The 25972-nt window shown below is 35.5% G+C and carries 30 protein-coding genes and 1 pseudogene; 14 read left to right on the plus strand and 17 right to left on the minus strand.

Translation table 11 applies throughout. The annotated features are described in order from the left end of the window. Nucleotides 1–150: 150 nt before the first annotated feature. The 8 genes and pseudogenes from LPC09_RS19335 to LPC09_RS19370 form a co-directional block, all read right to left on the minus strand. Nucleotides 151–633 (minus strand): GNAT family N-acetyltransferase, encoded by a 483-nt coding sequence (locus LPC09_RS19335; protein ID WP_231308055.1) that lies wholly within the window; start codon nucleotides 631–633, stop codon nucleotides 151–153. 151 nt (nucleotides 634–784) lie between these two features. Continuing rightward, a complete protein-coding gene (locus tag LPC09_RS19340) occupies nucleotides 785–2119 on the minus strand; it encodes an ABC transporter permease (RefSeq protein WP_231308056.1) in 1335 nt (444 codons plus the stop codon). Continuing rightward, nucleotides 2109–2807, minus strand: coding sequence for an ABC transporter ATP-binding protein (locus tag LPC09_RS19345; RefSeq protein ID WP_098794938.1), 699 nt, complete (start codon nucleotides 2805–2807; stop codon nucleotides 2109–2111). Before LPC09_RS19345 ends, LPC09_RS19340 begins: the two co-directional genes overlap by 11 nt. 21 nt (nucleotides 2808–2828) lie before the next feature. Further along, on the minus strand, nucleotides 2829–3785 hold the full coding sequence (locus tag LPC09_RS19350) for an ABC transporter permease subunit (RefSeq protein WP_231308057.1): 957 nt from the start codon (nucleotides 3783–3785) through the stop codon (nucleotides 2829–2831). Further along, nucleotides 3779–4656, minus strand: a pseudogene (locus LPC09_RS19355) (ABC transporter ATP-binding protein). Before LPC09_RS19355 ends, LPC09_RS19350 begins: the two are co-directional and overlap by 7 nt. Further along, nucleotides 4622–5038: a GntR family transcriptional regulator gene (locus LPC09_RS19360; RefSeq protein ID WP_098794935.1), complete on the minus strand. Its 417-nt coding sequence runs from the start codon at nucleotides 5036–5038 to the stop codon at nucleotides 4622–4624. The pseudogene LPC09_RS19355 and the gene LPC09_RS19360 overlap by 35 nt, the downstream one beginning before the upstream one ends. A 149-nt stretch (nucleotides 5039–5187) precedes the next feature. Further along, nucleotides 5188–5355 (minus strand): glycogen biosynthesis protein GlgD, encoded by a 168-nt coding sequence (locus LPC09_RS19365; protein WP_098794934.1) that lies wholly within the window; start codon nucleotides 5353–5355, stop codon nucleotides 5188–5190. Beyond that, nucleotides 5352–5624 carry a YtzC family protein gene (locus tag LPC09_RS19370; protein WP_098794933.1) on the minus strand — a complete coding sequence of 91 codons (273 nt, stop codon included), beginning with the start codon at nucleotides 5622–5624 and terminating at the stop codon, nucleotides 5352–5354. Before LPC09_RS19370 ends, LPC09_RS19365 begins: the two co-directional genes overlap by 4 nt. Before the next feature lie 180 nt (nucleotides 5625–5804). Here LPC09_RS19370 and LPC09_RS19375 point away from each other — a divergent pair, with 180 nt between their 5' ends. Both LPC09_RS19375 and LPC09_RS19380 read left to right on the plus strand, forming a co-directional pair. Next, a complete protein-coding gene (locus tag LPC09_RS19375) occupies nucleotides 5805–6767 on the plus strand; it encodes a tRNA modification radical SAM protein MnmL/YtqA (protein ID WP_098794932.1) in 963 nt (320 codons plus the stop codon). Next, nucleotides 6767–7339 (plus strand): tRNA 5-(aminomethyl)-2-thiouridylate-methyltransferase MnmM, encoded by a 573-nt coding sequence (locus tag LPC09_RS19380; protein ID WP_098794931.1) that lies wholly within the window; start codon nucleotides 6767–6769, stop codon nucleotides 7337–7339. The genes LPC09_RS19375 and LPC09_RS19380 overlap by 1 nt, the downstream gene beginning before the upstream one ends. 30 nt (nucleotides 7340–7369) lie before the next feature. Here LPC09_RS19380 and LPC09_RS19385 read toward each other — a convergent pair whose 3' ends face one another. Together LPC09_RS19385 and LPC09_RS19390 are read right to left on the minus strand one after the other, a co-directional pair. Beyond that, entirely contained in the window at nucleotides 7370–8449 is a 1080-nt protein-coding gene (locus LPC09_RS19385) for a tetraprenyl-beta-curcumene synthase family protein (protein ID WP_098794930.1), read from the minus strand. A gap of 52 nt (nucleotides 8450–8501) precedes the next feature. Next, nucleotides 8502–9296: an alpha/beta hydrolase gene (locus LPC09_RS19390; RefSeq protein WP_098794929.1), complete on the minus strand. Its 795-nt coding sequence runs from the start codon at nucleotides 9294–9296 to the stop codon at nucleotides 8502–8504. 128 nt (nucleotides 9297–9424) lie between these two features. Here LPC09_RS19390 and LPC09_RS19395 point away from each other — a divergent pair, with 128 nt between their 5' ends. The 3 genes from LPC09_RS19395 (at nucleotide 9425) to LPC09_RS19405 (ending at nucleotide 12082) form a co-directional block, all read left to right on the plus strand. Then, a complete protein-coding gene (locus tag LPC09_RS19395; RefSeq protein ID WP_098794928.1) occupies nucleotides 9425–9937 on the plus strand; it encodes a gamma carbonic anhydrase in 513 nt (170 codons plus the stop codon). A 376-nt stretch (nucleotides 9938–10313) separates the two neighbouring features. Continuing rightward, nucleotides 10314–10868, plus strand: a complete 555-nt coding sequence (locus tag LPC09_RS19400; RefSeq protein WP_098794927.1) for a phosphatase PAP2 family protein — start codon at nucleotides 10314–10316, stop codon at nucleotides 10866–10868. Between the two features lie 71 nt (nucleotides 10869–10939). Continuing rightward, the gene (locus LPC09_RS19405; protein WP_098794926.1) at nucleotides 10940–12082 is read left to right on the plus strand and encodes a glycosyltransferase family 4 protein; all 1143 of its coding nucleotides are present in this window, start codon (nucleotides 10940–10942) and stop codon (nucleotides 12080–12082) included. Between the two features lie 113 nt (nucleotides 12083–12195). Here LPC09_RS19405 and LPC09_RS19410 read toward each other — a convergent pair whose 3' ends face one another. After that, a complete protein-coding gene (locus LPC09_RS19410) occupies nucleotides 12196–12609 on the minus strand; it encodes a FixH family protein (protein WP_098794925.1) in 414 nt (137 codons plus the stop codon). A 180-nt stretch (nucleotides 12610–12789) separates the two neighbouring features. Here LPC09_RS19410 and LPC09_RS19415 point away from each other — a divergent pair, with 180 nt between their 5' ends. From LPC09_RS19415 to LPC09_RS19425, 3 genes are read left to right on the plus strand one after another with little or no spacing between them, the layout of a single operon-like run. Further along, nucleotides 12790–13755 (plus strand): YncE family protein, encoded by a 966-nt coding sequence (locus LPC09_RS19415; protein ID WP_098794924.1) that lies wholly within the window; start codon nucleotides 12790–12792, stop codon nucleotides 13753–13755. Then, complete coding sequence (locus tag LPC09_RS19420) at nucleotides 13745–14431, plus strand: response regulator transcription factor (protein ID WP_098794923.1); 687 nt, start codon at nucleotides 13745–13747, stop codon at nucleotides 14429–14431. Before LPC09_RS19415 ends, LPC09_RS19420 begins: the two co-directional genes overlap by 11 nt. Beyond that, nucleotides 14415–15845 (plus strand): sensor histidine kinase, encoded by a 1431-nt coding sequence (locus tag LPC09_RS19425; protein WP_231308058.1) that lies wholly within the window; start codon nucleotides 14415–14417, stop codon nucleotides 15843–15845. Before LPC09_RS19420 ends, LPC09_RS19425 begins: the two co-directional genes overlap by 17 nt. Before the next feature lie 26 nt (nucleotides 15846–15871). On the opposite strand, the gene metK is transcribed toward LPC09_RS19425, so the two are convergent. Next, nucleotides 15872–17068, minus strand: a complete 1197-nt coding sequence (gene metK, locus LPC09_RS19430) for a methionine adenosyltransferase (protein WP_098794921.1) — start codon at nucleotides 17066–17068, stop codon at nucleotides 15872–15874. An 891-nt stretch (nucleotides 17069–17959) separates the two neighbouring features. Between metK and pckA the strand changes: the two genes are divergently transcribed. Together pckA and LPC09_RS19440 are read left to right on the plus strand one after the other, a co-directional pair. Then, nucleotides 17960–19552 carry a phosphoenolpyruvate carboxykinase (ATP) gene (pckA, locus tag LPC09_RS19435; RefSeq protein WP_231308059.1) on the plus strand — a complete coding sequence of 531 codons (1593 nt, stop codon included), beginning with the start codon at nucleotides 17960–17962 and terminating at the stop codon, nucleotides 19550–19552. Nucleotides 19553–19666: 114 nt separating this feature from the next. Then, the gene (locus LPC09_RS19440) at nucleotides 19667–20161 is read left to right on the plus strand and encodes a CBO0543 family protein (RefSeq protein WP_231308060.1); all 495 of its coding nucleotides are present in this window, start codon (nucleotides 19667–19669) and stop codon (nucleotides 20159–20161) included. A gap of 42 nt (nucleotides 20162–20203) precedes the next feature. Here LPC09_RS19440 and LPC09_RS19445 read toward each other — a convergent pair whose 3' ends face one another. Together LPC09_RS19445 and LPC09_RS19450 are read right to left on the minus strand one after the other, a co-directional pair. Continuing rightward, the gene (locus tag LPC09_RS19445) at nucleotides 20204–20446 is read right to left on the minus strand and encodes a DUF2584 domain-containing protein (RefSeq protein WP_098794920.1); all 243 of its coding nucleotides are present in this window, start codon (nucleotides 20444–20446) and stop codon (nucleotides 20204–20206) included. A 91-nt stretch (nucleotides 20447–20537) separates the two neighbouring features. Next, the gene (locus LPC09_RS19450; protein WP_231308061.1) at nucleotides 20538–21317 is read right to left on the minus strand and encodes an alpha/beta hydrolase family protein; all 780 of its coding nucleotides are present in this window, start codon (nucleotides 21315–21317) and stop codon (nucleotides 20538–20540) included. Between the two features lie 280 nt (nucleotides 21318–21597). On the opposite strand from LPC09_RS19450, the gene LPC09_RS19455 reads away from it, so the two are divergent. The 3 genes from LPC09_RS19455 to LPC09_RS19465 are packed head-to-tail and all read left to right on the plus strand — an operon-like array spanning nucleotide 21598 to nucleotide 24172. Further along, nucleotides 21598–22587 carry an ABC transporter substrate-binding protein gene (locus LPC09_RS19455; protein WP_231308062.1) on the plus strand — a complete coding sequence of 330 codons (990 nt, stop codon included), beginning with the start codon at nucleotides 21598–21600 and terminating at the stop codon, nucleotides 22585–22587. 12 nt (nucleotides 22588–22599) lie between these two features. Next, nucleotides 22600–23370 (plus strand): ABC transporter ATP-binding protein, encoded by a 771-nt coding sequence (locus LPC09_RS19460; protein WP_231308063.1) that lies wholly within the window; start codon nucleotides 22600–22602, stop codon nucleotides 23368–23370. Next, nucleotides 23357–24172, plus strand: a complete 816-nt coding sequence (locus tag LPC09_RS19465; protein WP_231308064.1) for an ABC transporter permease — start codon at nucleotides 23357–23359, stop codon at nucleotides 24170–24172. Before LPC09_RS19460 ends, LPC09_RS19465 begins: the two co-directional genes overlap by 14 nt. Before the next feature lie 47 nt (nucleotides 24173–24219). Here the strand turns inward: LPC09_RS19465 and ytkD are convergent, their stop codons facing one another. Together ytkD and LPC09_RS19475 are read right to left on the minus strand one after the other, a co-directional pair. Then, on the minus strand, nucleotides 24220–24690 hold the full coding sequence (ytkD, locus tag LPC09_RS19470) for an RNA deprotection pyrophosphohydrolase (RefSeq protein ID WP_231308065.1): 471 nt from the start codon (nucleotides 24688–24690) through the stop codon (nucleotides 24220–24222). A 66-nt stretch (nucleotides 24691–24756) separates the two neighbouring features. Next, nucleotides 24757–25089 (minus strand): hydrolase, encoded by a 333-nt coding sequence (locus LPC09_RS19475; RefSeq protein ID WP_098794914.1) that lies wholly within the window; start codon nucleotides 25087–25089, stop codon nucleotides 24757–24759. A 141-nt stretch (nucleotides 25090–25230) separates the two neighbouring features. Here LPC09_RS19475 and LPC09_RS19480 point away from each other — a divergent pair, with 141 nt between their 5' ends. Next, the gene (locus tag LPC09_RS19480) at nucleotides 25231–25443 is read left to right on the plus strand and encodes a DUF6154 family protein (RefSeq protein ID WP_231308066.1); all 213 of its coding nucleotides are present in this window, start codon (nucleotides 25231–25233) and stop codon (nucleotides 25441–25443) included. Nucleotides 25444–25485: 42 nt separating this feature from the next. On the opposite strand, the gene LPC09_RS19485 is transcribed toward LPC09_RS19480, so the two are convergent. Further along, the gene (locus tag LPC09_RS19485) at nucleotides 25486–25926 is read right to left on the minus strand and encodes a Dps family protein (RefSeq protein ID WP_098794912.1); all 441 of its coding nucleotides are present in this window, start codon (nucleotides 25924–25926) and stop codon (nucleotides 25486–25488) included. Nucleotides 25927–25972: the final 46 nt, after the last annotated feature.

Consider the following 25972-nt stretch of genomic DNA (forward strand, 5'->3'; position numbering starts at 1 on the left):
TCAACCTCCTTCACGTGCATGATCATAGTGAATTTCCCCTCAACTATGTAACGTTCCTCAGAGAATTTTAGCCCCTTTTCTTATGATTTGCAATGAAGAAATCACCTATCTTATAATGTTGTAATAATGAGAAAATATAGACTTTTACTATTACTCTATTAGCCTATACATTAAAACATCGTCCACATAATTCCCGTCTATGTAAAACTCTTTTATTAATTTGCCTTGCTCAATAAAGCCGCATTTTTTATAAAAGATTAACGCCCCTTTATTAGTAGACAAAACACGTAGTGACAGTTTCGTGTTTCCTCTTTCTTTCGCAAGCTCTATTGCTTTGTCCAACAGCTTCCTGCCAATTCCCATTCCTTGGTACATTTTGTCTACAGCTATATCAATTTCCATAACGTGTTGATTGGTTTTTAAAGGAGTAGAAGCGTGATACCCTAAATACCCTGCAACGTCTCCATTTACAATTGCAACAATTTGACTGCCTTCAGGATTTCTTTCTCTAAATTCGTTAACAGAGTTCCATACAATATCAGCAGGTGTTGTTGCAGCATCCCATACACGATGATCTAACTCTATTAACTTTTCAAAATCTTGTTCTTCTGAAAAACGAATGGTGATCTCCATACTTTTCCCCCATAGTTGTAATGTTTACCTTAGAATATCAACTATTTAGAGTAAGAGAAATAGTTTTTGAAAAATTCTCCATTTATATTCCGATTCACTGTGCAGAGCATACGAAAAAACTGCCAGCATAAAGCCAGCAGTTCGAACGAGCTTATAGTTCCCTTCTTAAAGCGGCTAGCACATTGATATTTGTTGCTTTAACAGCTGGGCGCAGCCCGGAAATCATAGCTACTCCAATACTAATGGCTACTGATATCACAACTAGACTTATCGGAATATATGAAAATGTAAAGTCTATTTCACTAGTACCTCCACCTGTAGCAGATTGTAAAATAATTGGTAAAATCTTGTTAGCAGCAAAGCTAATACCGTAGGAAATGAGTACACCAATGGTTGCCCCGATAATTCCTATATACGCACTTTCCATTAAAAACAATCTTCTAATAATTCCTGGTTGTGCACCTAACGCTTTCATAATTCCTATTTCTTGAGTTCTTTCCGTTACAGCCATTGTCATCGTATTAAAGATCCCAATTGATGCTATAATAACTGCGATTGTTCCAACAAATATTAATCCAGCCTTAAAAAAGGTAAAAAATAAGTTTATACTATCTAATTCTTCCGTTATTGAATAAACCATATAATCTTTATCTTTAAGGTCAGTGGTCACCTGTTCTACTGCCTCCAAGTTAGATGCATAGACAAAAACCTCACTATAGGGAATTTCACTCACCTGACTTCCTTCTTCTAAAGGCATTGCAAAGGAAAGAATCTCCTCTCGAAGTACGTCATTTATATAGATGCTTTGATCCTGCATCCAGTCCCGAGCAGGTGCTTCTCCCACTCCTGCAATTTTAAAAGTAAATGACTTTTTCTCTTCTTTTCCTTCTTCTGTTTCTTTCGTAATAGTCATCGTAATTTCTTTACCTACAAGATTTCCTTGGTATCCTGTTGGCTCTTTAACAGTCTCATTTGGTGAAGATTCCATCTTCTTCTGATATTCAATTTTTTCATTTTCTGTTAATAGAGCTTTGGCAAAATGATATCCAACAATGATTTCATTATCCGCTTGTGGTACTTTTCCTTTTTCCAATGATAAATTAGCCTTTAACTCTTCTTGCATATTTGTTATTGTTGGCCAAACTTCTCCTTTTCTGTCCTCGAGTGAAACCTCCACCGGAAGGTCAATCGAGTTACGGCGGACAACCGCTGTTACATTTTCGGTTTCACTAAGTTCTTTTAGATGCTCCTTATTAATTTGTTGATATCCTTCCTTCTCCGTTTGTTTTCCTGAAACAGAAACTTCTGTAATAATTTGTTGCGATTGTATTTCTTCCGTCATGCTCTTTTGAACACCGAACCCAATTGAAGCCAAAACAATTAAAAAGGCACATGCCATTGTGGTTGCTAAAATGGTCATAAAAACCCTAAGCCGATTTTTCTTCATATTTTTCAACATAAGTTTTAATTGATCATTAAACTTCAACGAAAGCACCACCTTTTGACAGCACTCCATCTTGTAAATGAAATTGATGATTGCTTATTTTCGCTACTTCATCATCGTGTGTAATAATACAAAATGTAATTCCTTTTTCTAAGTTTAAGCTTCTTATTAAATCTAATATTTCTAATTCAGTTTCTGTATCGAGACTTCCAGTTGGTTCATCAGCAAGAATAATACTTGGCTTTGTAATTAATGCTCGTGCAATACTTACGCGTTGTTGTTGTCCCCCCGATAATTCATTTGGATAGTGACTCGCGTGTTCATGTAAACCTACATTTTGTAATAAATCCATGACTTGTTTTTTTCGCTCAGGGGAAGGTACCCCTTTTAAGGTAAGAGGAAGCTCCACATTCTCAAATGTCGTTAAACTTGGAATGAGCTGAAAGCTTTGAAAAATAAAACCAAAGTGACTCAATCGAAACTTTGCCCATTCTTTTTCATTAAAGTTTGTTACATTGTTTTCATGGATGATCAATTCGCCCTCAGTAGGCGATATATAACCTGAGATTAAATTCAGCAAAGTGGATTTTCCAGAACCACTTCGACCAACAATTGTCGCGATCTCACCTTGCTTTATGTTAAATGTTACATTTTTCAAAACTGGAATTTCTTTTTCTGTTCCTTTTTTTCCCACTCTAAAGGAATGACTCAAGTTCTTAACCTCAATCATATACCTTCTCCTCCATTACATTTATTTTTGTTTTTTATAAATAGCAAAATAACTAATGATAAATCCAATACCTGCACCGATTGCAGCTCCAATAATGTAACCGACCATATCTTCTTGGGATGAAGACATATACCCCAATGTACTGAATCCTAAGATTCCTAGAACGATAACGATGACTTGGGCAGGTCTTTCCATCCATCTCCACACAAAGAATGAGCCGTTTCGTTCAAATGGATGTTTTTGAAAAGCATAATAACCAATACTAAAAAATAGTAAACTACTAATAAAAGGTAAAAGTAAACTTTTAACAGGAAAATGACCATACGTAAAAAACAAATAAGAAATAGGTGATAGATTGTAAACAGCAGATTCAAATGAGCGATCAATGTTAACTTCAGGGTAAAATAATATTCCAATTTGAATAAGTGATAATCCAAATACAAGAATCGGAAATACACTCACTGTAAATGCTACTAATCCTTGAGCCAATGGGTTACCGGTAAACGCTCCCGCAGAAAATGTAACACTATACAGTAGCAACAATGCACCCAATAAATACAAATAAAACTCTGTAAAATAAAGAACTGGAATATCTATAAACAGGATTAGTATAGCCGTTATTGTAAATGAAATGACCCAACTTAGAATAATACTTACGGCACCTACACTCCATTTCGTTAGGTAAATACTTCCCCTTGAAAAAGGCAGCGTCAGAGTAAATTCCATATTTCCATTACTTCTCTCCACACCAATTTGCACAATGGCTAGTGTTATAACAAACACACATAATAAAAATGCTGAACCAAAATGTTGTAGATCAATCTCTTTTAAATCTTCGGGAAGATTCTTTATATTTATTAAATTTAAATATTCCAGCCATATTTGTGCTGGCAGAAGAAACGAAATAAAGAGGACCATGATTAATAATTGAACCCAATGTTTCTTTATTTCATGTTTTAATAAATCAGGAGCTACCATCTTCGCTTCCCTCCAAACTTTGCAATAAAGATTTCTTCCAAACTTACTGGAAGCTCATTCCAAATTTTAGGTTCATGTGAGCGTAACCACTCATGACTTTCCCGATCCTCCTGTTTCATAACAACTGTATAAAAAACACCGGTGGACTCTAAGATTGGAATGCCCCTCTTTCTCATCTCTAACGTTAAATCTTGATTGAAAGCCAATTGTAATTTCACATAATTCTCCTTTAAATCATCTACATTCAGTACATCTGTGAGCTGATTATCTTCTAAAAAGGCAATGCGATTACAAATTCGTTCTATGTCTTCGAGTCTGTGTGATGTTATTAAGATAGTCGTATTTCTATGAGCAACTTCATCAATCATTAATTGCAAAAGATCGTGCCTTGTTACGGCATCAATTCCATCTGTTGGTTCGTCAAGTAAAATAACAGCAGGACGGATCGCAAATGCAAGAATAAGACCCAATTGTTTTTTTAACCCTGTGGAAAGTTCACGATATTTTTTGTTTCTGGTACTCCGTAGCGATTCATTAGTTCATTTGCATACGTTACATCAAAGTCCGGATAGAGTGTACGGAGTGTTCTAACAAGTTGTTTATAGCTATACCGATCATAGGCAGGATTTTGAACTGGCATATATATCACTTTTCTTTTTACAAGAGGATGATCAAAAATGGACACATTTTCAAACAGCACTTCACCCTTTTCTGGTTGAATAATTTGTTGTATGCACCGTAATAAGGTTGTTTTTCCAGAACCATTTCTTCCTAATAAGCCAAAAATTTCGCCTGATTCAAGAGTAAGGTCAATCTCTTTAAGAACCTCAACTCCATCAAGTGTTTTTGTCAGTTTTTTTATTTGTAGCATGGGAATCCCCCCCTACTTCCTTCCTGATTTCATCAATCCACTCATGAATATAGTTAAAGTCAATACCAGCATAAAACGCATCAATAATTAGCGGCTTTAATTGGTCCTTAATCATTTCCATCTTCCTTTCATCTAGTGATTCTCCCGTATTTTCTGACACAAAGGTTCCACGCCCACGTAATGTCTCAATTATCCCTTGTCTTTCAAGCTCCTTATAAGCCTTACTAACAGTGTTTGGGTTTGCAACAATCATGGTGGATAATTCTCGAACAGATGGAAGCTTGTCACCAGACTTTAATACCCCTTTAAAACATAGCTCCTTCATCTGCTGAATAATTTGCTCATAAATGGGAGTTGAACTTCTCGGATCTATTTGGATCATCGTTTCTCCCTACTTTCTTATCATTTTATATTGATCTATGTGTATTACATCATGTAGTACACTTTGTACATTACGCCAACTCTTTAAAATTGTCAATAAAATACAGATATTTTTTCCGAAAATAAAAAAAGGACCAGTTGGCCCTTTTATCATTCGTCTTCTACTCTCTGCTTAGATTTAATTGGCTGACCCTTTTTTGCATTTTTAGCTTTTGTTTCTTTAATTGGATCATAATCCTGACCAAGCTCTAGATCATTGCTGTTAACACCGTTTTTTGTTTTCTGCTCAGGGTTATTTTGCTTTGATCGTTTTTTCATCGCTCAGCATCCCCTTTAAGAATCATCTTATTTTGAAGTTCTTGAAGTTGTAATCTCATACGATAAAGCTGATCTTGTTGCTGATCATTTGCACTTAATGAAAGATGATTAATTTCGTTAACAGAATCCTCTAGTCCTTGAAGTGCTTTTGTATATTCTGTTTCATTATAATGCTCTTGTTGTGCTCCAGTTTTATATTGTTCACGAGCATATTCAATTGCGTCCGTACAGCGTTGTAAATATTCATTAACAGATTGTCTTGTTGCCATGTCCATCTCCTCCAAACGATATGAAGTCAATTGAAGCTTCATCAGTTATATTGTTTACAACGGATGAAAAAACTTGTGTTCAAATATATGGAAAGCCATCAAGTAATCTGTCTTTCCTGAAGCTTAAATGGTAAAATGATTAGATGGAAATTTGACATACTATTAAAGGAGGTTTCTATTTTGAAGCAATCCTCTTCATTTGCCTATTCTACGGATAATAAACGTTATCATACATGGAATTATCATTTACGTCAGCACTTTGGACATAAGGTTTTTAAGGTTGCTTTAGATGGAGGTTTTGATTGTCCTAATCGAGATGGTACTGTTGCACATGGTGGTTGCACCTTTTGTAGTGCTGCAGGGTCTGGTGATTTTGCAGGTAATCGTGCAGATCATCTTATTACGCAATTTCATGAAATCAAAGATAAAATGCATACAAAATGGAAGAACGGAAAGTATATGGCTTATTTTCAAGCCTATACAAATACACATGCTCCGGTAGAAGTGTTAAGAGAAAAGTTTGAATCTGTTCTCGCTCAAGAAGATGTGGTAGGTCTTTCTATTGCAACACGACCAGATTGTTTACCTGATGATGTGGTTGAATACTTGGCAGAATTAAATCAGCGTACGTATCTTTGGGTTGAGCTTGGTTTGCAAACTGTTCACGAACGAACAGCCCTTCTCATTAATCGTGCCCATGATTTTCAATGCTATGTTGATGGCGTGAAAAAATTACGTAAACACGGAATTAGAGTGTGTTCTCATATTATTAACGGATTACCACTAGAAAATAATGAAATGATGATGGAAACCGCAAAAGCAGTTGCAAACCTTGATGTGCAAGGAATTAAAATCCACCTTTTACACTTATTAAAAGGAACACCTATGGTTAAACAATACGAAAAAGGAAAGCTTGAGTTTTTAGGTTTAGAAGAATATGTGAATCTTGTTTGTGATCAATTGGAATTACTTCCACCCGAGATGATTGTTCATCGTATTACAGGTGATGGGCCGATTGATCTTATGATTGGGCCTATGTGGAGTGTAAACAAGTGGAATGTTTTAAATTCGATTGATGCCGAATTAAAACGAAGAAATAGCTTTCAAGGAAAATATTATCGTAAAACAGAGGTACTTTCTTAATGAAGTTAAAACGTATATTGCCTTTTGCCAAACAATTATTAGAAGAAGCAATTAATGAGGGAGATATTGTTGTTGATGCTACAATTGGTAATGGTCACGATACTGTTTTTCTAGCACAACTCGTTGGAAAACAAGGTCATGTTTACGGATTTGATATTCAAGAACAGGCTCTTCTCAATACAGTGGAACGACTGAAAACAAATAACCTTCAAGAAAGAGTCACACTTTCTCAACAAGGACACCATTTTATTTCATCAGTTATACCTGAAGAAAAGCATGGGCTTATAAGTGGGGCTATGTTTAATCTAGGTTATTTACCAGGTGGAGATCCTTCTATTGTTACGAATTTTGAAACAACAATATCAGCTATTAAACAGCTGTTACATGTGATGAAACCTGAAGGAATGATTGTCATTGTTGTTTATCATGGTCATCCTGAAGGAAAGATAGAACGAGACGAGCTTATGAGCTTTGTTGAAAGAATCGATTCAAGTGTAGCTCATGTTTTAAAATATCAATTTATAAACAAACAAAATAATCCACCATATATTGTTGCGATTGAAAAATGTTAGAGGCGCCCTCATTAGGCGCCTTTTAGTTCATTAGGAACTTTTTTTCCAAGGGAATTTTTGAATTGTACGATATGCTCTTCCATTAAAATAAAAGAAAAAAGAGGTTATTCCACCTAACTTTATTAATCTTTTTGCTAATTTATTAAGCTCTTTCCTTGATGCAACCTTATCATCTGATAAATACACTCCAAGTAATCCCCGATTAATCAAGCGATGAAAATTCTCATGTGGAATCCCTTTCAAGTGAATATCTGCCTTCTCAACGAAGTACTCCAATCTATTGATCATGACTTCTTCTGACGAATAATAGCTACAAAAATTCAAGTCTCCACCCTGTTGATCCTCTTCTTGGTCAATTAAATAATCGAGCAGAATATGAAGACCCTGGATATAAGGGAAATAGCTGTCCATTATTTGTTTAGCTTGATTCTCTTCAAACCCTTCTTGAAAAGCATATGCTACTAAACAAAAAATACCAAGAGTTGATCCTGTACAAGCTGAAAACTCATACCATTCCATTTGGGGTACATTTCCTCTATGTCGTTCAAACCAATCCTCAAGGCGTGACACTCGTTCATCCTTTTTAACATGCTTATGTACCTGAAGATCGCAATAATAATTTGATAATTCTAGTAAATACTTTGATATCAAAGGATAGTGTTGTAAGTCCGATAAAACATTTTGACATGTTTGAACTAACTCATGAAGATAGCCACCATCATCCTGATCTTCCCTAAATTGGTAATAATTTTTACAAGGAGCACCGCATGATAAAGCATCTAACATAGACTGGTGAAGCATGCGAAAATCAACAGGATCCAGAGAAGTACTTCGATCACAAAGATTATCTAGATAATCACTTATTGTTTGATAAGCAACAATAAATTCGATGCATTGCTGTTTATGCTGACCTGAAATCATTGATAAAATTGCTCCACCTTCACAGTGAAACTCTTTTTCCTGTATACTATTTAATGCTTGTATCCTTAATTCCCTATTCGGTATGCTTTCTGCTTTCTCTTTCCAATGCTTTATATAAAAATGGGTGATGGGAAATATTTCTTTATATACCTTAGTCATTAACCTAATCGGATGCTGGGGTACTGTCAAAGGGGTTGTCACCTCTTGTATATAGAATAAAGTTAAAGCATTTTATAGTGTTTTACTTTTGATCATGTGAATGGGCGTCAAAAAACCTCTTCGCCGTTTCAAAAACTATTTCTTGCTCTGGCTCATTAAAAATTTCATGATAAAGCCCTTTCCACTCTTTATAATTTTTCTCATGAAGATCTACTTTGTTAAACCATGCTTTCACAAGTGACTTGTCAACAATCTTGTCTGCGCCGCCTTGCATAAGTAGTAACGGTACATCCTGAAATTTACCAACCTGATTTTGTGCTTCTTCCATAGCCTTTATTAACTCACGGTACCATCTTACGGAAACCTTTGTCACATATAAAGAATCATTTTCATCAATCTCCTGTACAGCTTTACTTCGAGTAGCAAGACCAACATTCAATTGTGACTGTACTTTAAAAGATGGCATAATTAAATTCAAGCCTCTTGAAGCAAGCTCAAGCGCCTTATTAGGTTTAAATAATATTCCCAAGCAAGGAGACGATAGAATTACTGCCTTCACATCATGATGCTTTTCCTGCAAGGCACGAATAACAATAAGGCCTCCCATGCTATGACCTAATAAAAATAGCGGAGCACCAAATTTCTTTGCTTCCGTAATCCACTCATTCACTTCTTTTATATATTCATCAAAAGATTCTATGTGTCCTCTTCTTCTGGTTGTAGTTCCTTGACCTGGTAAATCACCGATTACAACATGATATCCAGCTAATCTCCACATTTCTACAAGCATTTTATAGCGACCATGATGTTCAGCAGCTCCATGGACAATAACAATACATCCCTTTACATCATCTGTTTCAGCTTCCCATTTCCACATAATGCTGCCTCTCCTTTCACTATCTTCTCTTTTTAAATATCTATGGAAATCAACATTTTAGTATTATAAACCAGTGGTATAATAAACGAATAAAAGTATATTCTTTCCATTAGAAAGGAATGACAAACATGATTTATCCATTTAAAGACAAAGAGCCCCAAATCTCTGAATCAGCTTTCATTGCAGATTATGTAACAATTACCGGTGATGTAATTGTCGGAGATGAATCAAGCATATGGTTTCAAACAGTCATCCGCGGAGATGTTTCACCAACAATTATAGGTAAGCGTGTGAATATTCAGGATTTATGTTGTCTTCATCAAAGTCCTAACAAACCACTAATCCTCGAAGATGACGTGACTGTTGGCCATAGTGTCGTTCTACATAGTAGCATTATTCGCAAGAAAGCTTTAATTGGTATGGGTTCCATCATTTTAGATGGTGCAGAAATTGGTGAAGGAGCCTTTATTGGAGCAGGTAGTCTTGTTCCTCCCGGAAAAAAAATACCCCCTAACACGCTTGCTCTTGGTCGACCAGCAAAGGTTGTAAGATCACTAACTCAAGAAGATATAAAAGATATGGAACGAATCCGTCGTGAATATGTTGAAAAAGGACAATATTATAAATCCATAAAAAAATAGGCACCATGAATAATTTTTATGGATTTGCACATTACATAAAGTCTTTTTAAAGAATAAAAAATTCACCAATGAAACTTGGCGATAAGCCAAGTTTTTCTAATCTTTCTTATTATGTTACCACCCTCTACCTTTCCATACCACTTTCAAAATCTTCTTTCATAAATTGTTTAAAAATGACTCAGGACAGACACAAATGCCTCTACTTCTTACATATTATACCTATCTTAAGAAAATAATTTCATTTCATAATGTTTATTTAGCTATCATTAATTTTTTGAAAATTATGTGAAGCAATTTTTTACATTATCTTATTATTAACTAAATAATCATCAACTAAAATAATAGTAAAGGGGTAAAAAAAAGGAGCGTTCCTAAGATGAAAACAAGGCTTTTATCGAACATGTATGATTTTGAATGCAGGCTGTTTCGAAGTGTAAACCGTCATTTTGATCAAAAGATTCTAAATTTCTATTTTCGCAATATTACACATCTTGGTGGAGCTATTATCACAATCACGGTTTGTCTTTGTCTTATGTTTTTCACAAAAGGTAACGTACAAACTACAAGCATTGCTAGTGGATTATCACTTCTTTTAAGCCATCTTCCCGTGGCTATGGTTAAAAAACTGTATCCACGTAAAAGACCTTACATTGCACTTGTAGAAACAAAAGTACCTGCAAATCCATTGGAAGATCATTCCTTTCCATCAGGACATACAACTGCTATTTTTTCTGTTATCATTCCATTTATTTTATTTATGCCACAATTTGCACTTATTCTTTTACCAGTTGCTATAAGTGTAGGTTTATCAAGAATGTATCTTGGCTTACATTACCCTTCAGATGTTCTGGCTGGATGTTTACTTGGAAGCTCTGCTGGATTTGTTAGCTACACAATTTGCCATGAAATATTGTATAAGGGCTTTCTTTAACCTAAGTATGAACATAAAAATAGAAACTCATTAATGGTACCTTTCACTTTTTAGTAACTGGGGGGATTTATATGAGAATAGCTATTTTCACAGATACTTTTGCACCTGATGTAAATGGGGTTGCAAGAACATTAAAGAGATTTACAGACTATCTCGAAAAAAACGGCTATGAATTTAGAGTTTTTGCACCAGAAAGTACAAATGAAAGCTTGTTTTCAAGTCATATTCACCGTTTCACAAGCTTACCATTTTTTTTGTATCCTGAATGTAGATTAGCTCTTCCCAATATGCTACATGTAAAGTCAGAGCTCCAAAAATTCAAGCCAGATTTAATCCATGTTGCCACACCTTTTAATATAGGTCTTTGCGGACTGCATTATGCTAAAAAACTAAACATCCCGCTTGTTGGATCCTACCACACTGATTTTGATCAATATTTGGAGTACTATGATTTTCAATTTCTATCTAAGTTTCTTTGGAAGTATATGCATTGGTTTCACAAACCTCTAAGTAAAATCTTTGTTCCATCTAAAGAGACACTGGAACAATTAAAGCGAAAAGGGTTTTCCAACCTTCATATTTGGGGAAGGGGAGTCGAGTGTCAATTATTTCATCCTAATTACCCTAATGAAGAAATTCGTAATAAATATCATATTAAAGAAAAATATATTTTATCCTATGTTGGCCGTTTAGCTCCTGAAAAGGATATTGAAACTCTTATGAACATCACGCTAAGCCTTCCTCAGGATATGAAGAATCATATTCATTGGTTAATTGTAGGAGATGGACCATCTAAAGAAGATATGCAAAAGAAGGCTCCTGAAAACATGACATTTGCCGGCTACTTAAATGGTGTGGATCTCGCAAAAGTATACGCTGCATCGGATGTATTTGTCTTTCCATCTCCAACGGAAACATTCGGAAATGTCGTTTTAGAAGCCCTTGCATCAGGTACACCAGTCATAGGAGCTAATTCTGGTGGAGTTAAAAACATTATTAAGGAAAATCAAACCGGACATTTATGTGAACCAAGGAATGTGGAGCAATTCACAAATGCTATTATTCATTTATTAACAAATCATTCTTTAAAAACTCAAATGGGAAAAGAGGCACGTCAATATGCTCTTTCTCAAACATGGGATCAAATTTTTGAAGGACTACTTAAAGAATATGAAGATGCATTAATTGAAAAGAAGTTTATTCGTTATGCATGAGGTTTGCTGAATAATATAAGAAACATTAAAAAAGCAAAGGAGTATTTTTAAAATGTCTCCTTTGCTTTTTTAATGTCCTCTGACACAATTCAGTTTCTTGTTTCTTTGAATGATCAGGTACCTTCACCAACTTGAATATCGATCGTTGGCATTGTGTGGTATCCTTTTACATTTGTATGTGCTGTTACTTGATAAACTCCAGGGTCAGCGAAAATATAATCAATTGAATAAGTACCGGTATCTGTTAGTTCCGCCAACATCTTCTCGGATTCTTCTTCACCTTTTTTAATTTCAAATGTTACTTCAGCATCGTCAACAAGTTCTTCACCGTAATATACATTCGCACTAATTGTTTCTTCTTGATTTGTATTTGTATGAACATTTGCTAGTATTTCAACTTTGGGTGCCTTCACTTCAACTTCTTCTGAATGATTAGTATGCTGATGTTCAGAAGATTGCTGGCAGCCTGCTGCAAGAAGTACACTTATCGCTAGGATACTTATACTTATCACTATCTTAAGCTTCATTCTTATTCCCCTCCTACTCTTTAAAGATAGCGAACAAATGTGATATTTTTATGAAGTAAAACAATATGACTTTATGACTTCATTCATTATTCACATTTTCAAGTTATAATAATCACTATACCATCCAAATGAATGCCTTACCTACACTATAATAAAAATAAGAATTTGAGAGGAATATCAATGAAACGATTAATCTTTGGGACCATTCTTCTACTCCTAATGGTCTCCTGTTCTACAGAACCTACATTACCCAAAATCCCATTATCTAAATCTGTCATTGCAAGTTTGAATATATACGACCAGTCTATTACTTTTATAGATGCTGATACAAAAGAAAAAATGATCTGGGAAGTACCGCATCCATTTAAAAGTGGAATCCTGTTATCGAATGACAAACTTCTATTATTAAATAAAGAATCATCAAAGGGTTATGTATACCAACTTTCAACAGGCAAGAGCAAAGAGTGGGAAATTGGTGAGGGAATAGAAACCGGTCTTCTATCTTCTAAAAAAAACTTATATCTGGCTGATCAACAAACCAATAAAATAAAAATGTTTAATTTAGATGGTAAACGTTTGAAAGAAACAACGGTGGAGCACACACCATTTGCAATATTTGAAAATCAGCATCATTTGTACGTTAGTTATCTTGATCAACCAAGTATTGCGATTCTTTCTAAGAATCAGTTAGAAATGGAAGGAACGATTCCTACTCATGATGGAGCAGCTGGTGGATTTATAACGGAGAAACAAGAACTTTGGCTCGGCGGCCATGGCTCAGGAGTTCACATCCAAGAAGATATATATATTTATGACCTTACAACCCAACAATTAAAAGCAACCGTTCATGCACCTTTGATGCCAATTGATTTTATAACAAAAGATGGCAAGGTTTATGTTTTAAGTCATGGCTCTAATATATTAAGGGAAATTGATAGTAACTCCCATCAAATTCTCCGTTCTATCGAGGTAGGTGCAAACCCCTTTTCAATGACGTTATATAATAATAATTTATATATTAGCAACTATGACGCAAATGAAGTGGAAATCATAGATCTTAATCGTTTCAAGAAAATAGATACCATACCAGTTGGTGATGGTCCTTTACAGTTAATCGCAAGAGAGGGAACAGCTAATGCTAAATAAAAAGATTTTAGTCGTTGATGATGAACCTGAAATGAGAGAATTAGTAAATCTTTATTTACGAAAAGAAGGATATGATGTTTTACAAGCTGAGGATGGTGATGAAGCATTAAAGTTCCTTCCTCAATTTTCACCACATTTGATTCTCTTAGATGTGATGATGCCAAAAATAGATGGATTTACACTTGCAAAGCAAATTCAAGAAGAATATAGCATTCCGATTATATTCTTAACAGCGCGTGGTGACGAATGGGATCGTATACATGGTCTTAAATTAGGGGCAGATGATTATATTGTTAAGCCTTTCAGTACAGGTGAACTGCTAGCAAGGGTGGAAGCCGTACTAAGGAGAACAAGCAATCATGCAAACCAACTCCAAGATAATCGACAAAACTTTGGTTCAATCTCCTTTGAATTAAAATCAAGAAAAGCATTTTGTTATGAAAAACCCTTATCCTTAACACTCAAAGAGTACGAATTACTTTTATTTCTTGCAACTCATAAATCACAAGTTTTCTCCAGAGAGCATTTACTTGAGAAGATTTGGGGAATTGATTATACAGGAAGTGAAAGAACGGTTGATACCCATATCAAAACATTAAGACTAAAGTTAGATGCAGCAGCAAACAGTATACAAACAGTTTGGGGGGTTGGCTATAAATTTGAAGCCGAAATGTAACTGGTCATCTAGTTCGTTAAAAACAAAAATCCGCCTATTGTTTGCTGTTATCCTTTGTGTTTCAATCTTGTTTTCATTTTTATTTATTCATTATTTGTATCGAAATCTTTATGTAAATGAAGTGGAGCAATCTCTTCTAGATGAAGGATTAAAGCTAAAAAGTAGTTACACATCAGGCGAAATTTCAGATGAGTTTAAGTCCCATCTTAATTGGTATAACACAATTAGTGAATCAGAGATTTTATTGGTTAATAACCCAAGAGAATTGAGTGCATGTTTACCATTTGAAATTAATCATGAGGGGTTAATTAGCGAAGAAGAGCGAAGGAACTTATTACGTGGAGAGCATTTAATCAAGATAGGCTATGAAGAAAGATTTGACCGACAAATCATGGGTGTTGTCGTACCCTTACTTGATGAAAATAAATTAGTCGGTATCATTTATCTTTATTTACCGCTTGCTCCTATAGAAGAAGTTTTTAATAGAACAACACCTTTGTTAATTGCAGTTGGCATCATTTTCTTTTTAGTTATCTTTAAAATCGTGAATTCAATGAGCAATACGTTTTTGCAACCTATCCATGAGATGAGAAAATATGCAAAAGAACTTGCTAAAGGAAACTTCAAAAATCGAATTCCTGTAAGAACATCAGATGAAATTGGTGGATTAGCCAAAACCTTTAATCAGATGTCAGAGGCATTGGATCAGTCAGATCAAAAGAAAAAAGACTTCTTAGCCAACGTCGCCCATGAACTAAGAACTCCGTTAAGTTATGTAAAGGGTTATAGTGGGGTTCTTCAAGAAAAACTTTATGAAACTGAGGATGAAGCTGAAAAATACCTTTCCCTTATTCAGCGTGAATCTGAGAGAATGCAAAGACTTGTTAATGATTTATTAGATTTAGCTCAGCTTGAAGGAGAAAATTACCCTTTAATAAAGGAACCTATTGCATTCTCACAATTAGTTAATGACACTGTGGATCGATTTGATCATCGTCTTCAAGAAAAACACTTAATGCTTCAGCAACACTTAGACGATGAAATCATTATTATTGGTAGTCCTGACCGACTGCAACAAATTATATATAACCTTCTTGAAAACGCAATAAGATACTCAGATAAACCTGGAACGATCTCACTCTCTTCCACACAAGATCAAGAAAGCATCTTCTTTTCTATTTCTGATAATGGAATGGGGATGTCAGAAGAAGAGATTATGCATATTGGTGAACGTTTTTATCGTACAGATAAAGCAAGAAACCGTAAAGAAGGCGGTACTGGGTTAGGACTAGCAATTGTAAAACAATTAGTTCTTTTGCACGGGGGCAGAATGGAATTCCATAGTAAGCTCGGCAAAGGTACTACAGTTACGCTTGTATTTCCAAATGAACTTAACAAAAAAGGTCTGATGTGAACATTCACATCAGACCTTTTTATACTTTATTGTAATGCAGCTTTATTTAAAGCATCTGCTTTATCTGTTCTTTCCCAAGGAAGATCAAGATCATTACGGCCAAAATGTCCGTAAGCTGCAGTTTGTTTGTAAATAGGACGTCTTAAGTCAAGCATTTTAATGATTCCAGCAGGACGTAAATCGAAATTACTGCGAACAACTTCTACTAATACTTCTTCAGAAACTTTTCCTGTTCCGAATGTATCAATTGAAATAGATACTGGCTGTGCTACACCAATTGCATACGCTAATTGAACTTCACATTTATCAGCTAAACCAGCTGCAACGATGTTTTTCGCTACATAACGAGCTGCATATGCTGCAGAACGGTCAACCTTTGTTGCATCTTTACCAGAGAATGCTCCACCGCCGTGACGAGCATATCCACCGTAAGTATCAACGATGATTTTACGTCCAGTTAAGCCAGCATCTCCTTGTGGTCCACCAATAACAAAGCGACCTGTTGGGTTAATAAAGTATTTTGTTTCTTCATCAATTAATTCTGCTGGAACAACAGGGTTAATAACATACTCTTTTAGGTTACGTTGAATTTGCTCAAGTGTAACTTCAGGATGATGTTGAGTTGAAATAACGATTGTATCAATACGAACTGGTTTATTATTTTCATCATATTCAACCGTTACCTGTGTTTTTCCATCAGGACGTAAGTATGGAAGAATTTCATCTTTACGAACTTCAGTTAAGCGACGTGATAATTTATGTGCTAAAGAAATTGGAAGTGGCATTAATTCTTTTGTTTCATTACATGCAAATCCAAACATTAAACCTTGGTCACCTGCACCAATTGCTTCAATTTCTTCATCAGACATTTGACCTTCACGAGCTTCTAGAGCTTGGTCAACACCCATAGCGATATCTGCTGATTGCTCATCGATTGATGTTAATACAGCACATGTTTCCGCATCAAAACCATACTTAGCACGAGTGTAACCAATGTCTTTAATTGTTTCACGGACAATTTTTGGGATATCTACATACGTACTTGTTGTAATTTCTCCTGCAACTAACACTAAACCAGTAGTAACAGAAGTTTCACACGCTACACGTGCATTTGGATCTTTTGCAATAATTGCATCAAGAATTGAATCTGAAATTTGGTCACAGATCTTATCTGGATGGCCTTCTGTTACAGATTCTGAAGTAAAAAGACGTTTTTTAGACATAATTAAAAGCTTCCTCCTCATATTCATGTTCATTCATTTGATCCGGAACTCTTCCCAAAGTATGACCTTTAGAAAATCACGTTGGCATATTTTGTGAACAGAAGTATTATGTACCTTTACCACATGCTTGTCCTGGTAAAACTCTAATGAAGAATACTTTTTTCTGTTATCAAAAAAAACCTTTCCCATGTGAGGAAAGGTTTATCATCGTTCATCGCCTTTCGCTCTTATCGATCAAGGGCTTTCGCCTTGCTTCAGGTTAGCACCTTTGCGTCGGAAAATGTCGTTCTAAAGTGCGTCGGTTTAACATAGTTCCACGATTGGGGTTTTTTTTGCCCTAAGCAAGCTGTCGCTTGCTTGAATGATGCTTTCGCATCATTCCTGACCTAAGAAAAACACAACATGAATCAAAACGAGTTTTGATTCATAACGTGCTTTTCTTAGGTCAGGCAAAAAAATTACTCAAATAAAACTATATAATTAGTGCACAGTCGCCGCTTTCCTTTGATAGCAGGTTGCTGGGTTTCATAGGGCCTGTCCCTCCACCAGCTCGGGATAAGAGAATCCGTTCAAGGACATATCATAGCGCACAAACCTATTGGTGTCAACAAAAATCGACAACTATTACCATTGATTTATTAAAATATTTGATAGATGTCTATCACTATTGTGTCCCATTCCCTATAGAAATATAAATATCAATTGTTTTTCTACATTATGCTAGTGTGATGTGTTGTACAAAGCTTAAGTTTTTCTAATAGCAAAATATTTTTTCAATTCAAAAATTTAATGATAGCAAATCATCAAATAGTATGTTTTATTAAAATTAATGTGTTATACTAATTATCAACATAAGGGAAATTATTCTTTTCTAGAAGGAAGGTAATGGGGATGAATATTACAGATATCACAAATGAGCTTAATCAGCTTGTTAATGGGGAGAATGCTAAACATAATTTATCAGTTGCACAGCTTGTTGAAAAAGTACTTGAACGTAAAGAAGGGTTATTAACATCAACAGGTGCAATTCGAGCAACAACCGGAGCTTATACCGGGAGATCACCAGAGGATAAGTTTATTGTAGACGAAAGTTCAGTAAAAAGTAAAATAAATTGGGGTCCAGTAAATCAGCCTATTTCAGAGGAAGCATTTGATCGCTTATACAGTAAAATGATCTCACACCTTAAGAAACGAGATGAAATCTTTATATTTGATGGATTTGCAGGTGCTGATCCTCGCTTTCAGTTACCTCTAAAAATTATAAATGAGTTTGCCTGGCACAATCTTTTTGCAAGCCAACTGTTTATTAAAGATCAAGAACAAGAAAACGAGTCAAAGGAACTACCTTTTACCATTTTATCAGCCCCGCATTTTAAAGCTGATCCAGAAGTTGATGGTACAAAATCAGAAACATTCATTATCATTTCCTTTGAGAAAAGAACGATTTTAATCGGTGGCACTGAATATGCTGGCGAAATGAAGAAGTCTGTATTCTCAGTTATGAATTTATTATTACCTGAAAATAATATTCTCCCTATGCATTGCTCAGCAAATGTTGGCTTTGAAGGTGATGTTGCCCTGTTTTTCGGACTTTCCGGCACAGGGAAAACAACGTTATCTGCTGACCCTAACCGTCGTTTAATTGGTGATGATGAACATGGATGGTCTACTTCTGGCGTATTTAATATTGAGGGTGGTTGCTATGCAAAGTGTATCAACTTAACGAAAGAAAAAGAACCACAAATTTTTAATGCTATCCGATATGGATCTGTTCTTGAAAATGTCGTTGTTGATGATGACACTAGAGAAGCAGATTACAGCAGTTCCTTTTTCACAGAAAATACTCGGGCTGCCTACTCACTAACTGCTATTGACAAAGCCATTATTCCAAGTATTGCTGGTCATCCACAAACGATTGTCTTTTTAACTGCAGATGCTTTTGGTGTATTACCGCCAATTAGTAAGTTAACAAAAGAACAGGCAATGTATCACTTCCTAAGTGGATACACAAGCAAATTAGCAGGAACAGAGCGTGGCGTAACAGCTCCTGAAACTACGTTCTCTACTTGCTTTGGCTCTCCATTCCTGCCACTTAAAGCAACACGTTACGCTAACATGCTTGGACAAAAAATTGATGAACATGAAGTTCAAGTATTCTTAGTAAACACTGGTTGGACCGGAGGAGCATACGGTGTTGGTAAACGGATGAATCTCAAGTATACAAGAGCTATGGTTCAGGCTGCAGTTGAAGGTGACCTTGATCACATTGAAACCGTAAAGGATGAAGTTTTTGGTTTAAATATTCCAATTCATGTACCGGGGGTTCCTGATGATGTATTACAGCCACACAAAACATGGAGCTCTCAAGATGAATACCTTGTCAAAGCAATCGAATTAGCTACAGAATTTAAAGATAACTTCAAGAAATTCAATAGTTTATCTAACGATATCGAGAAATTGGGAGGCCCAATTCGTTATAACTAGTGTGTTTTAAAGCTCATCATATGATGGGCTTTCTTTGGTTTTTTACCTCTTCCTATAGTGCTTCAATATTTTAACGAAAGTTAGGACAAACTTTCTATATTAGGAGGGATGATCGTGAGAAAACACCAGTTTGAAAAGAACACACTTAAATTTCTATTAGTATTTGGGCTTATTTCAGTCATTAAAATTATTAAAAAGCCACCTATGAAGGATTGGTTAATTATCTTCCTTTTTAAAGGGTATATTTCTTCTATAATGGACAATCTTCTCATTCATCGTGGTTATATAAAATACCCAATAAAACTATTTAAATCTTTTGATATTAGCTTTATCTATGATTATTTGTTGTTTCCTCTATCTTGTGTGTATTACAATCAATTAACGAAATCCTCTAGTATCCCAATGATTCTTTTAAAAGTGTTTTATTTCAGCATTCCAATGGCTATCGTTGAACATTGGCTTGAAGTAAATACAAAATTAGTCAAATTCAAAAAAGGCTGGAACAGTTTATCAAGCTTTGCATCAATCACAATAACCTTTCTTATCGTAAGAACCTTCATTGCTTTTGTAAGAAAAGCTGATGATACACCTGTTCCTAAAGCCGAATAAAAGCCAGGTAATGAGATACCCTCAATTACCTGGCTTTATGTATTAGTTGGTTGAATTTAAGTTGATAAGTTGATACGTGACAATTGTTTTAATGTTCGTTAATTCTAATTTCTGAACCACAGCTTGTCCAGTTACTTCACCACTCATTGTTTTTCTTACCTCAATCGGTATATCTATTGGGTAAACTCGATATCCATCCTTTGATAACTCAAAGGTATTTTCATCAATACGGACTTCTTTTCCCTTTGTCACAATCATTGTGTTAAATTCCATTGGCATTCCCATATAGGACCCCTCCTCTTTCTACTTGAACTTATACTCATAATACCACCAGAGCTTTTTTATCACACCTATAAAACTTAGTAAAATCAACCTCTTATTGTTTTTTCATCCATAAACAAAGTCTTTGTAATGTATCACGATTTATTTTCGGAGGAAAATAGTGTGTAAATTGTTCAAAGTACCAACTTTCGACTGGTTTATTTAGCTCCTTTAACCGTTTTTCTAGCCTGTAAGCATGTTCAACTGATACATTCTTGTCTTTTACACCATGAATAATTAAAGTTGGTGCGTGTAGCTTGTCCAATTCATATAAAGGTGTTCTCCAGGCATATCTTTTTGGAAATTTTGTTGGTGTACCACCAATCACTCTTTTCATCATCCTACGTAAATCTTCCCGTTCAACATAAGTTAAGACCATATCCGTTACACCACCCCACGTAACAACAGAACGAATATCTTCAGCGATAATACCTGCTAATAAGGCCATGACCCCTCCTCTTGAAAATCCGAACACATGCACTCTATCAGGCTGGACTTTTGGATGATGTTTTAGAATTTCCATTGCAGAAATAGCATCATAGCGATCTTCTCCAGCAAAATCCTCGTTTCCTTCTCCCCCCTGATTTCCACGATAAAAAGGAGCCATCACAACAAATCCTTCAGAGGCGAATTGAATGACCCTGCCTATCCTCACCATTCCCACACTTTTAATCCCGCCACGTAAATACAATAATCCCTCGTATTTACCTTCACGTACAGGCTCAGCTAGTAAGCCCTTTATTTTTAACTGTTCGGACTGATATGTCACAATCCATAAATGAATGTTTGGATTAGGTGAGGGATATTTTATCTTACTAATAATTTCTCCATTCATCTTACAATCACTCTTTCTTCTTTTGTTCTATTTCTTTACCTTTCCCCAAAATACATAACTAGGCATTCACACATTTTTAAAAAGATCATAAATTATCCTATATTCTTTAGAAATCACATTTCATACATTACAAGAGAATACACGTTTCTACATCATCTTATTAGAAAACTCAGTTTATCGCCAATTCTAAAGGCGAAACCTTAGTTATTTTTACTATTCATCCAAACCCTATTCTACTTGCTTGTCAAAAAAGGTGATATACATCAAGGAGGTTAATGACATGAAAAAATGGCTGTTGTATTTTTGTGTTGCGTTATTAATTGTTTTACCCCTTTCTGCATGCAGTCAGGAAAAGGTTGAAACGATTAATCTTGCCGAAGTAACACACTCAATTTTCTACGCCCCTTTATATGTTGCAATGGCGGAAGGTTTCTTTGAGGAAGAAGGACTTGACGTGAAGTTAACAACAACTTGGGGTGGAGATAAGACAATGACCGCTCTCCTCTCAGACGGCGCAGATATTGCCTTAGTTGGCTCAGAAACATCTATCTATGTGCATGCACAAGGCTCAAATGATCCGATCATTAATTTTGCTCAACTTACTCAAACAGATGGAACCTTCCTTGTTAGTAGAGAAAAAATTGAAGATTTTGAATGGGAACAACTAAAAGACAGTACCTTCCTAGGGCAAAGGAAAGGCGGAATGCCGCAAATGGTCGGGGAGTTCGTGTTAAAGGAGCATGGAATCGATCCCCAAACAGACCTTGATCTCATTCAGAATGTTGATTTTGCAAATATTCCAAGCGCTTTTGCTTCTGGTACAGGAGATTTTGTTCAGCTTTTCGAACCAACAGCCAGTATTTTTGAAAAAGAAGGCACAGGCCATATCGTCGCTTCATTTGGTACGGAATCCGGCAAGGTTCCTTATACAACGTTTATGAGCAAGCAAAGCTTTTTAGATGAAAACGCGGAGGCTGCAAAGAAATTTACAACCGCTATTTATAAAGCACAGCAATGGGTTCAAGAAAAAAGTGTAAAAGAAATTGCAGAATCCATCGCTCCTCAGTTCGAAGATACAGAACTAGAGTTGATTGAAACAGTTGTACAACGATACAAAGAACAAGGCTCATTTGCAACCGATCCGATATTGGATGTTGAAGAGTGGGAAAATCTCCAAAACATTATGGATGAAGCTGGGGAACTGCCTATGAGAGTCGATCACGAAACACTTGTTAATACCTCTTTTGCAGAAGAAGTATCAAGCAAGTAAGGAGGAGCTATTATGTCATTTTTACTCGTCGATCATGTTCACCACATCTATTTAACAAAAGACTCGGCGACAGTTGCTTTAGAAGGTATTCAACTTTCTATCGAGGAAGGGGAATTTGTCTCCTTCCTTGGTCCTAGCGGCTGTGGCAAAACAACATTATTATCAATTATTGCCGGCCTTATTAAACCTATTGAGGGTACGGTAAGTATTGCAAATAAACCTATTACAAAACCTGATGAATTAATTGGCTATATGCTTCAACAGGATTATTTATTTCCTTGGAAAACCATCGAAGAAAATGTCACATTAGGCTTGAAAATAACTAATCAAAAAACACCTGAAACTACTGAAAAAACATTAGATTTATTAAGGAAAATGGGCCTTGATTCAGTAGAAAAACAGTTCCCTAGCCAACTTTCAGGTGGAATGAGACAACGGGCAGCTCTTGTGCGTACATTAGCGACAAATCCCCAGATTTTATTACTTGATGAGCCCTTTTCTGCTCTTGATTATCAAACAAAACTGAAACTTGAAGATCTTGTTGTTCAAACGTTAAAGGATTTTAATAAAACAGCAATCCTTGTCACACATGATATAGGCGAGGCTATTGCAATGAGTGACAGAATATTTGTTTTCTCAGCTAAACCAGGGAGACTGAGTAGAACCTATTTAATTCCTAAAGAAATTCGCGAGCTTCCTCCATTTTATGCAAGACAGCATCCAAAGTTCTCAGAATTATTTCAGCAAATATGGAAGGAGCTGGATCAGAATGAAACAGAATGAAAGCATTGAACTCCTTCATAGAAATTATAAACGAGGTCTTGAACGAGAAAAAAAGTGGATCAGATTTTATCAACTATTAATTTTCATTTGTTTTTTTGGACTTTGGGAAATAGCGGGCAAAAGAGAATGGATTGATCCATTACTTTTCAGCTCACCCTCAAAGATATGGAAGCTATTCCTTACGAAAATAAATGACGGAACCCTACTTTCTCACCTTGGTGTGACTCTTTTCGAAACTGTACTTGGCTTTATATTAGGGACAGCGTTAGGTGCACTACTTGCAGCGATTTTATGGTGGTCACCAAGATTATCAAAGATACTTGATCCTTACCTTGTTATAATGAATGCTATGCCAAAAGTGGCTCTTGGTCCAATATTAATCGTAGGTTTAGGTCCTGGTTTTTTTTCGATCATTGCAATGGGGACAATTATTTCGGTTATCATTACAACAATCGTTGTGTACACGTCTTTTAAAGAAGTAGATTCAAATTATATTAAGGTGCTGCAAACGTTTAAAGCGAGCAAATTCCAAACCTTTAAAGAAGCCGTTTTACCAGCTTCATTTCCTACAATTGTTTCGACTCTAAAAGTAAATGTAGGGTTATCATGGGTAGGTGTAATTGTAGGGGAGTTTCTTGTTTCAGCAAAAGGATTGGGTTATATGATCATTTATGGATTCCAAGTATTTAATTTCACTCTTGTCTTATTGAGCCTAATCATTATTGCCTTTTTTGCTACTATTATGTACCAGGGCGTTGAATTGCTGGAGAAACGATTGATTAAAAACGACAAAAGAGGCTGACTACGATGTTCCCTCATTGCTCCTTGAGGGTTCATCGTTTGCCGCCTCTATTTTAATCTTCTTTTTATTTCCTCAATACTTCTTTGTAATACATCATCTTTCATGATAAAACTAAATTTTTTATCCTTTTGAATCCCTTCAGGCAGTTCCTTAAGTAACACAGGTCCAAATGTTTCAAAATAGCCATCTTGTTCAACTAATTGATTAACCATAGCAAAATAGATATTCTTTACGATAACCTTTTCTTTACCTTTTACTTTATATTGGCCAATATATTCTATTTCTTTAACAATTCCACCTGTCTCCTCTTTCACTTCCCTAATAGCTGCTTCAAGGGCCGTTTCATTGTCCTCAACCTTTCCTCCCGGAAATTCAAATCCACGATCAGAATGCTTTGTTAGCAACCATTGGTCTTGATGACGGCAAACAACCCAAACATGTTTGGGATCTTTCGAAAAAGGATGATCATCAAAAGATAAAACAACTTCATTGTGATAATAATCTATAAATCGGTACATGTTAATCCCTCTATTTTTTTCCTAATAAACAAATCTTATCACAATGTCAAAACTCTGTATAACGGTTTATTCTTGTTCATTAATTTTTGACATGAGCTGATTTGTCCGAATATGCTCTTTTGCCTCTTCATCACCTAGCTCATAAATCATACGATATATTTTCATATTCGTATCATCAATTGCATCATTTTCTCGATCATAATGGTACTGAACATATGGTGTATGTGAGCGAAGGAAACCTTGAAAATCGCTTGAGTATACTTGATCGAAATACTCCCTGAGCTGAACGATTTCTTCATCGGTTGCCTCTATTTTAAAATCCCATGCAGAAGCTGTACTTAACTGTGAAATTTGCCCACTTCCCACCGTAATATAATACGTTTTCTTATTATTCTCCATGTCGACAACTCCTTCAATTATCCTTATGTTATGTTTTGTTCATATTCTTTGTAATATTCAGCGAGATATTAATTAGAATAGTTCTACTCTTAATAACAAAAAATACGAAGAAGCTACGATTAAAAACTGGAGGACAATACTGTGAACATTGAACTTTTTACAAATCCAGAGCTTAGTAAATTCCGCGCAGATGAAGAAGATGTGTATGCCTATGTTAAATCAATCCTAGAAAAAACAAGCAAGCAGGACATGCTCTCTTGGCTCAATACTCTATCAGAGGAAGACCTGCACTCTCTTATGATTCCATATTTTTCAGAGAAGCTTTCTGAAGACCTTGCTGATAGAGAGCTTTAACAGTGAAAAAAGCAGGCGATGATCACATCACCTGCTTTCTGCTTATTTTCCTAAGAAAGACTTTAACATCCAATTATGCTTTTCTAAGCTTTGATGAATAGCCAATAGCATATCACCAGTTGTTTCATCTCCTACCTCACCAGCTAAATCCATTCCTTCTTTTAGCTCATCTACTAACACACTAAAATCATCGTAGATGTTTTGAACCATTTGTTCTGCTGTTTCACTTCCATCAGCTTCTTTAATTGAAGCAAGCTCTAAGCTTTCTCTCATTGTAGCAACCGGTGCTCCTTCAAGAGCTAATAAGCGTTCAGCTAGTTCATCAATATGGACAGCTGCTTCGGTATAGAACTCCTCAAACTTTTCATGCAATGTAAAGAAGTTTTTCCCTTTAACAAACCAATGATAATTATGTAGTTTTACATAAAGCACCGTCCAGTTGGCAATTTGTTTATTTACTGTAGTTACTAGTTTCTCTGACATCTTAATTCCTCCTTTATTATCTACTAGTACTTTACCCCAGTTTTTC

Source organism: Metabacillus sp. B2-18 (assembly GCF_021117275.1).
Taxonomy (GTDB): Bacteria; Bacillota; Bacilli; order Bacillales; family Bacillaceae; genus Metabacillus.

Excerpts from the sequence above, each read along its gene's own strand:
- LPC09_RS19370 (WP_098794933.1), bottom strand. The coding sequence starts at position 5,624 with ATGGCAACAAGACAATCTGTTAATGAATATTTACAACGCTGTACGGAC.
- LPC09_RS19390 (WP_098794929.1), bottom strand. The coding sequence starts at position 9,296 with ATGTGGAAATGGGAAGCTGAAACAGATGATGTAAAGGGATGTATTGTT.
- LPC09_RS19395 (WP_098794928.1), top strand. The coding sequence starts at position 9,425 with ATGATTTATCCATTTAAAGACAAAGAGCCCCAAATCTCTGAATCAGCT.
- LPC09_RS19400 (WP_098794927.1), top strand. The coding sequence starts at position 10,314 with ATGAAAACAAGGCTTTTATCGAACATGTATGATTTTGAATGCAGGCTG.
- pckA (WP_231308059.1), top strand. The coding sequence starts at position 17,960 with ATGAATATTACAGATATCACAAATGAGCTTAATCAGCTTGTTAATGGG.
- LPC09_RS19475 (WP_098794914.1), bottom strand. The coding sequence starts at position 25,089 with ATGGAGAATAATAAGAAAACGTATTATATTACGGTGGGAAGTGGGCAA.
- LPC09_RS19415 (WP_098794924.1), top strand. The coding sequence starts at position 12,790 with ATGAAACGATTAATCTTTGGGACCATTCTTCTACTCCTAATGGTCTCC.
- metK (WP_098794921.1), bottom strand. The coding sequence starts at position 17,068 with ATGTCTAAAAAACGTCTTTTTACTTCAGAATCTGTAACAGAAGGCCAT.
- LPC09_RS19460 (WP_231308063.1), top strand. The coding sequence starts at position 22,600 with ATGTCATTTTTACTCGTCGATCATGTTCACCACATCTATTTAACAAAA.
- LPC09_RS19405 (WP_098794926.1), top strand. The coding sequence starts at position 10,940 with ATGAGAATAGCTATTTTCACAGATACTTTTGCACCTGATGTAAATGGG.
- LPC09_RS19365 (WP_098794934.1), bottom strand. The coding sequence starts at position 5,355 with ATGAAAAAACGATCAAAGCAAAATAACCCTGAGCAGAAAACAAAAAAC.
- LPC09_RS19465 (WP_231308064.1), top strand. The coding sequence starts at position 23,357 with ATGAAACAGAATGAAAGCATTGAACTCCTTCATAGAAATTATAAACGA.
- LPC09_RS19335 (WP_231308055.1), bottom strand. The coding sequence starts at position 633 with ATGGAGATCACCATTCGTTTTTCAGAAGAACAAGATTTTGAAAAGTTA.
- LPC09_RS19450 (WP_231308061.1), bottom strand. The coding sequence starts at position 21,317 with ATGAATGGAGAAATTATTAGTAAGATAAAATATCCCTCACCTAATCCA.
- LPC09_RS19420 (WP_098794923.1), top strand. The coding sequence starts at position 13,745 with ATGCTAAATAAAAAGATTTTAGTCGTTGATGATGAACCTGAAATGAGA.
- LPC09_RS19345 (WP_098794938.1), bottom strand. The coding sequence starts at position 2,807 with ATGATTGAGGTTAAGAACTTGAGTCATTCCTTTAGAGTGGGAAAAAAA.
- LPC09_RS19360 (WP_098794935.1), bottom strand. The coding sequence starts at position 5,038 with ATGATCCAAATAGATCCGAGAAGTTCAACTCCCATTTATGAGCAAATT.
- LPC09_RS19445 (WP_098794920.1), bottom strand. The coding sequence starts at position 20,446 with ATGGGAATGCCAATGGAATTTAACACAATGATTGTGACAAAGGGAAAA.
- LPC09_RS19380 (WP_098794931.1), top strand. The coding sequence starts at position 6,767 with ATGAAGTTAAAACGTATATTGCCTTTTGCCAAACAATTATTAGAAGAA.
- LPC09_RS19410 (WP_098794925.1), bottom strand. The coding sequence starts at position 12,609 with ATGAAGCTTAAGATAGTGATAAGTATAAGTATCCTAGCGATAAGTGTA.
- LPC09_RS19455 (WP_231308062.1), top strand. The coding sequence starts at position 21,598 with ATGAAAAAATGGCTGTTGTATTTTTGTGTTGCGTTATTAATTGTTTTA.
- LPC09_RS19350 (WP_231308057.1), bottom strand. The coding sequence starts at position 3,785 with ATGGTAGCTCCTGATTTATTAAAACATGAAATAAAGAAACATTGGGTT.
- LPC09_RS19485 (WP_098794912.1), bottom strand. The coding sequence starts at position 25,926 with ATGTCAGAGAAACTAGTAACTACAGTAAATAAACAAATTGCCAACTGG.
- ytkD (WP_231308065.1), bottom strand. The coding sequence starts at position 24,690 with ATGTACCGATTTATAGATTATTATCACAATGAAGTTGTTTTATCTTTT.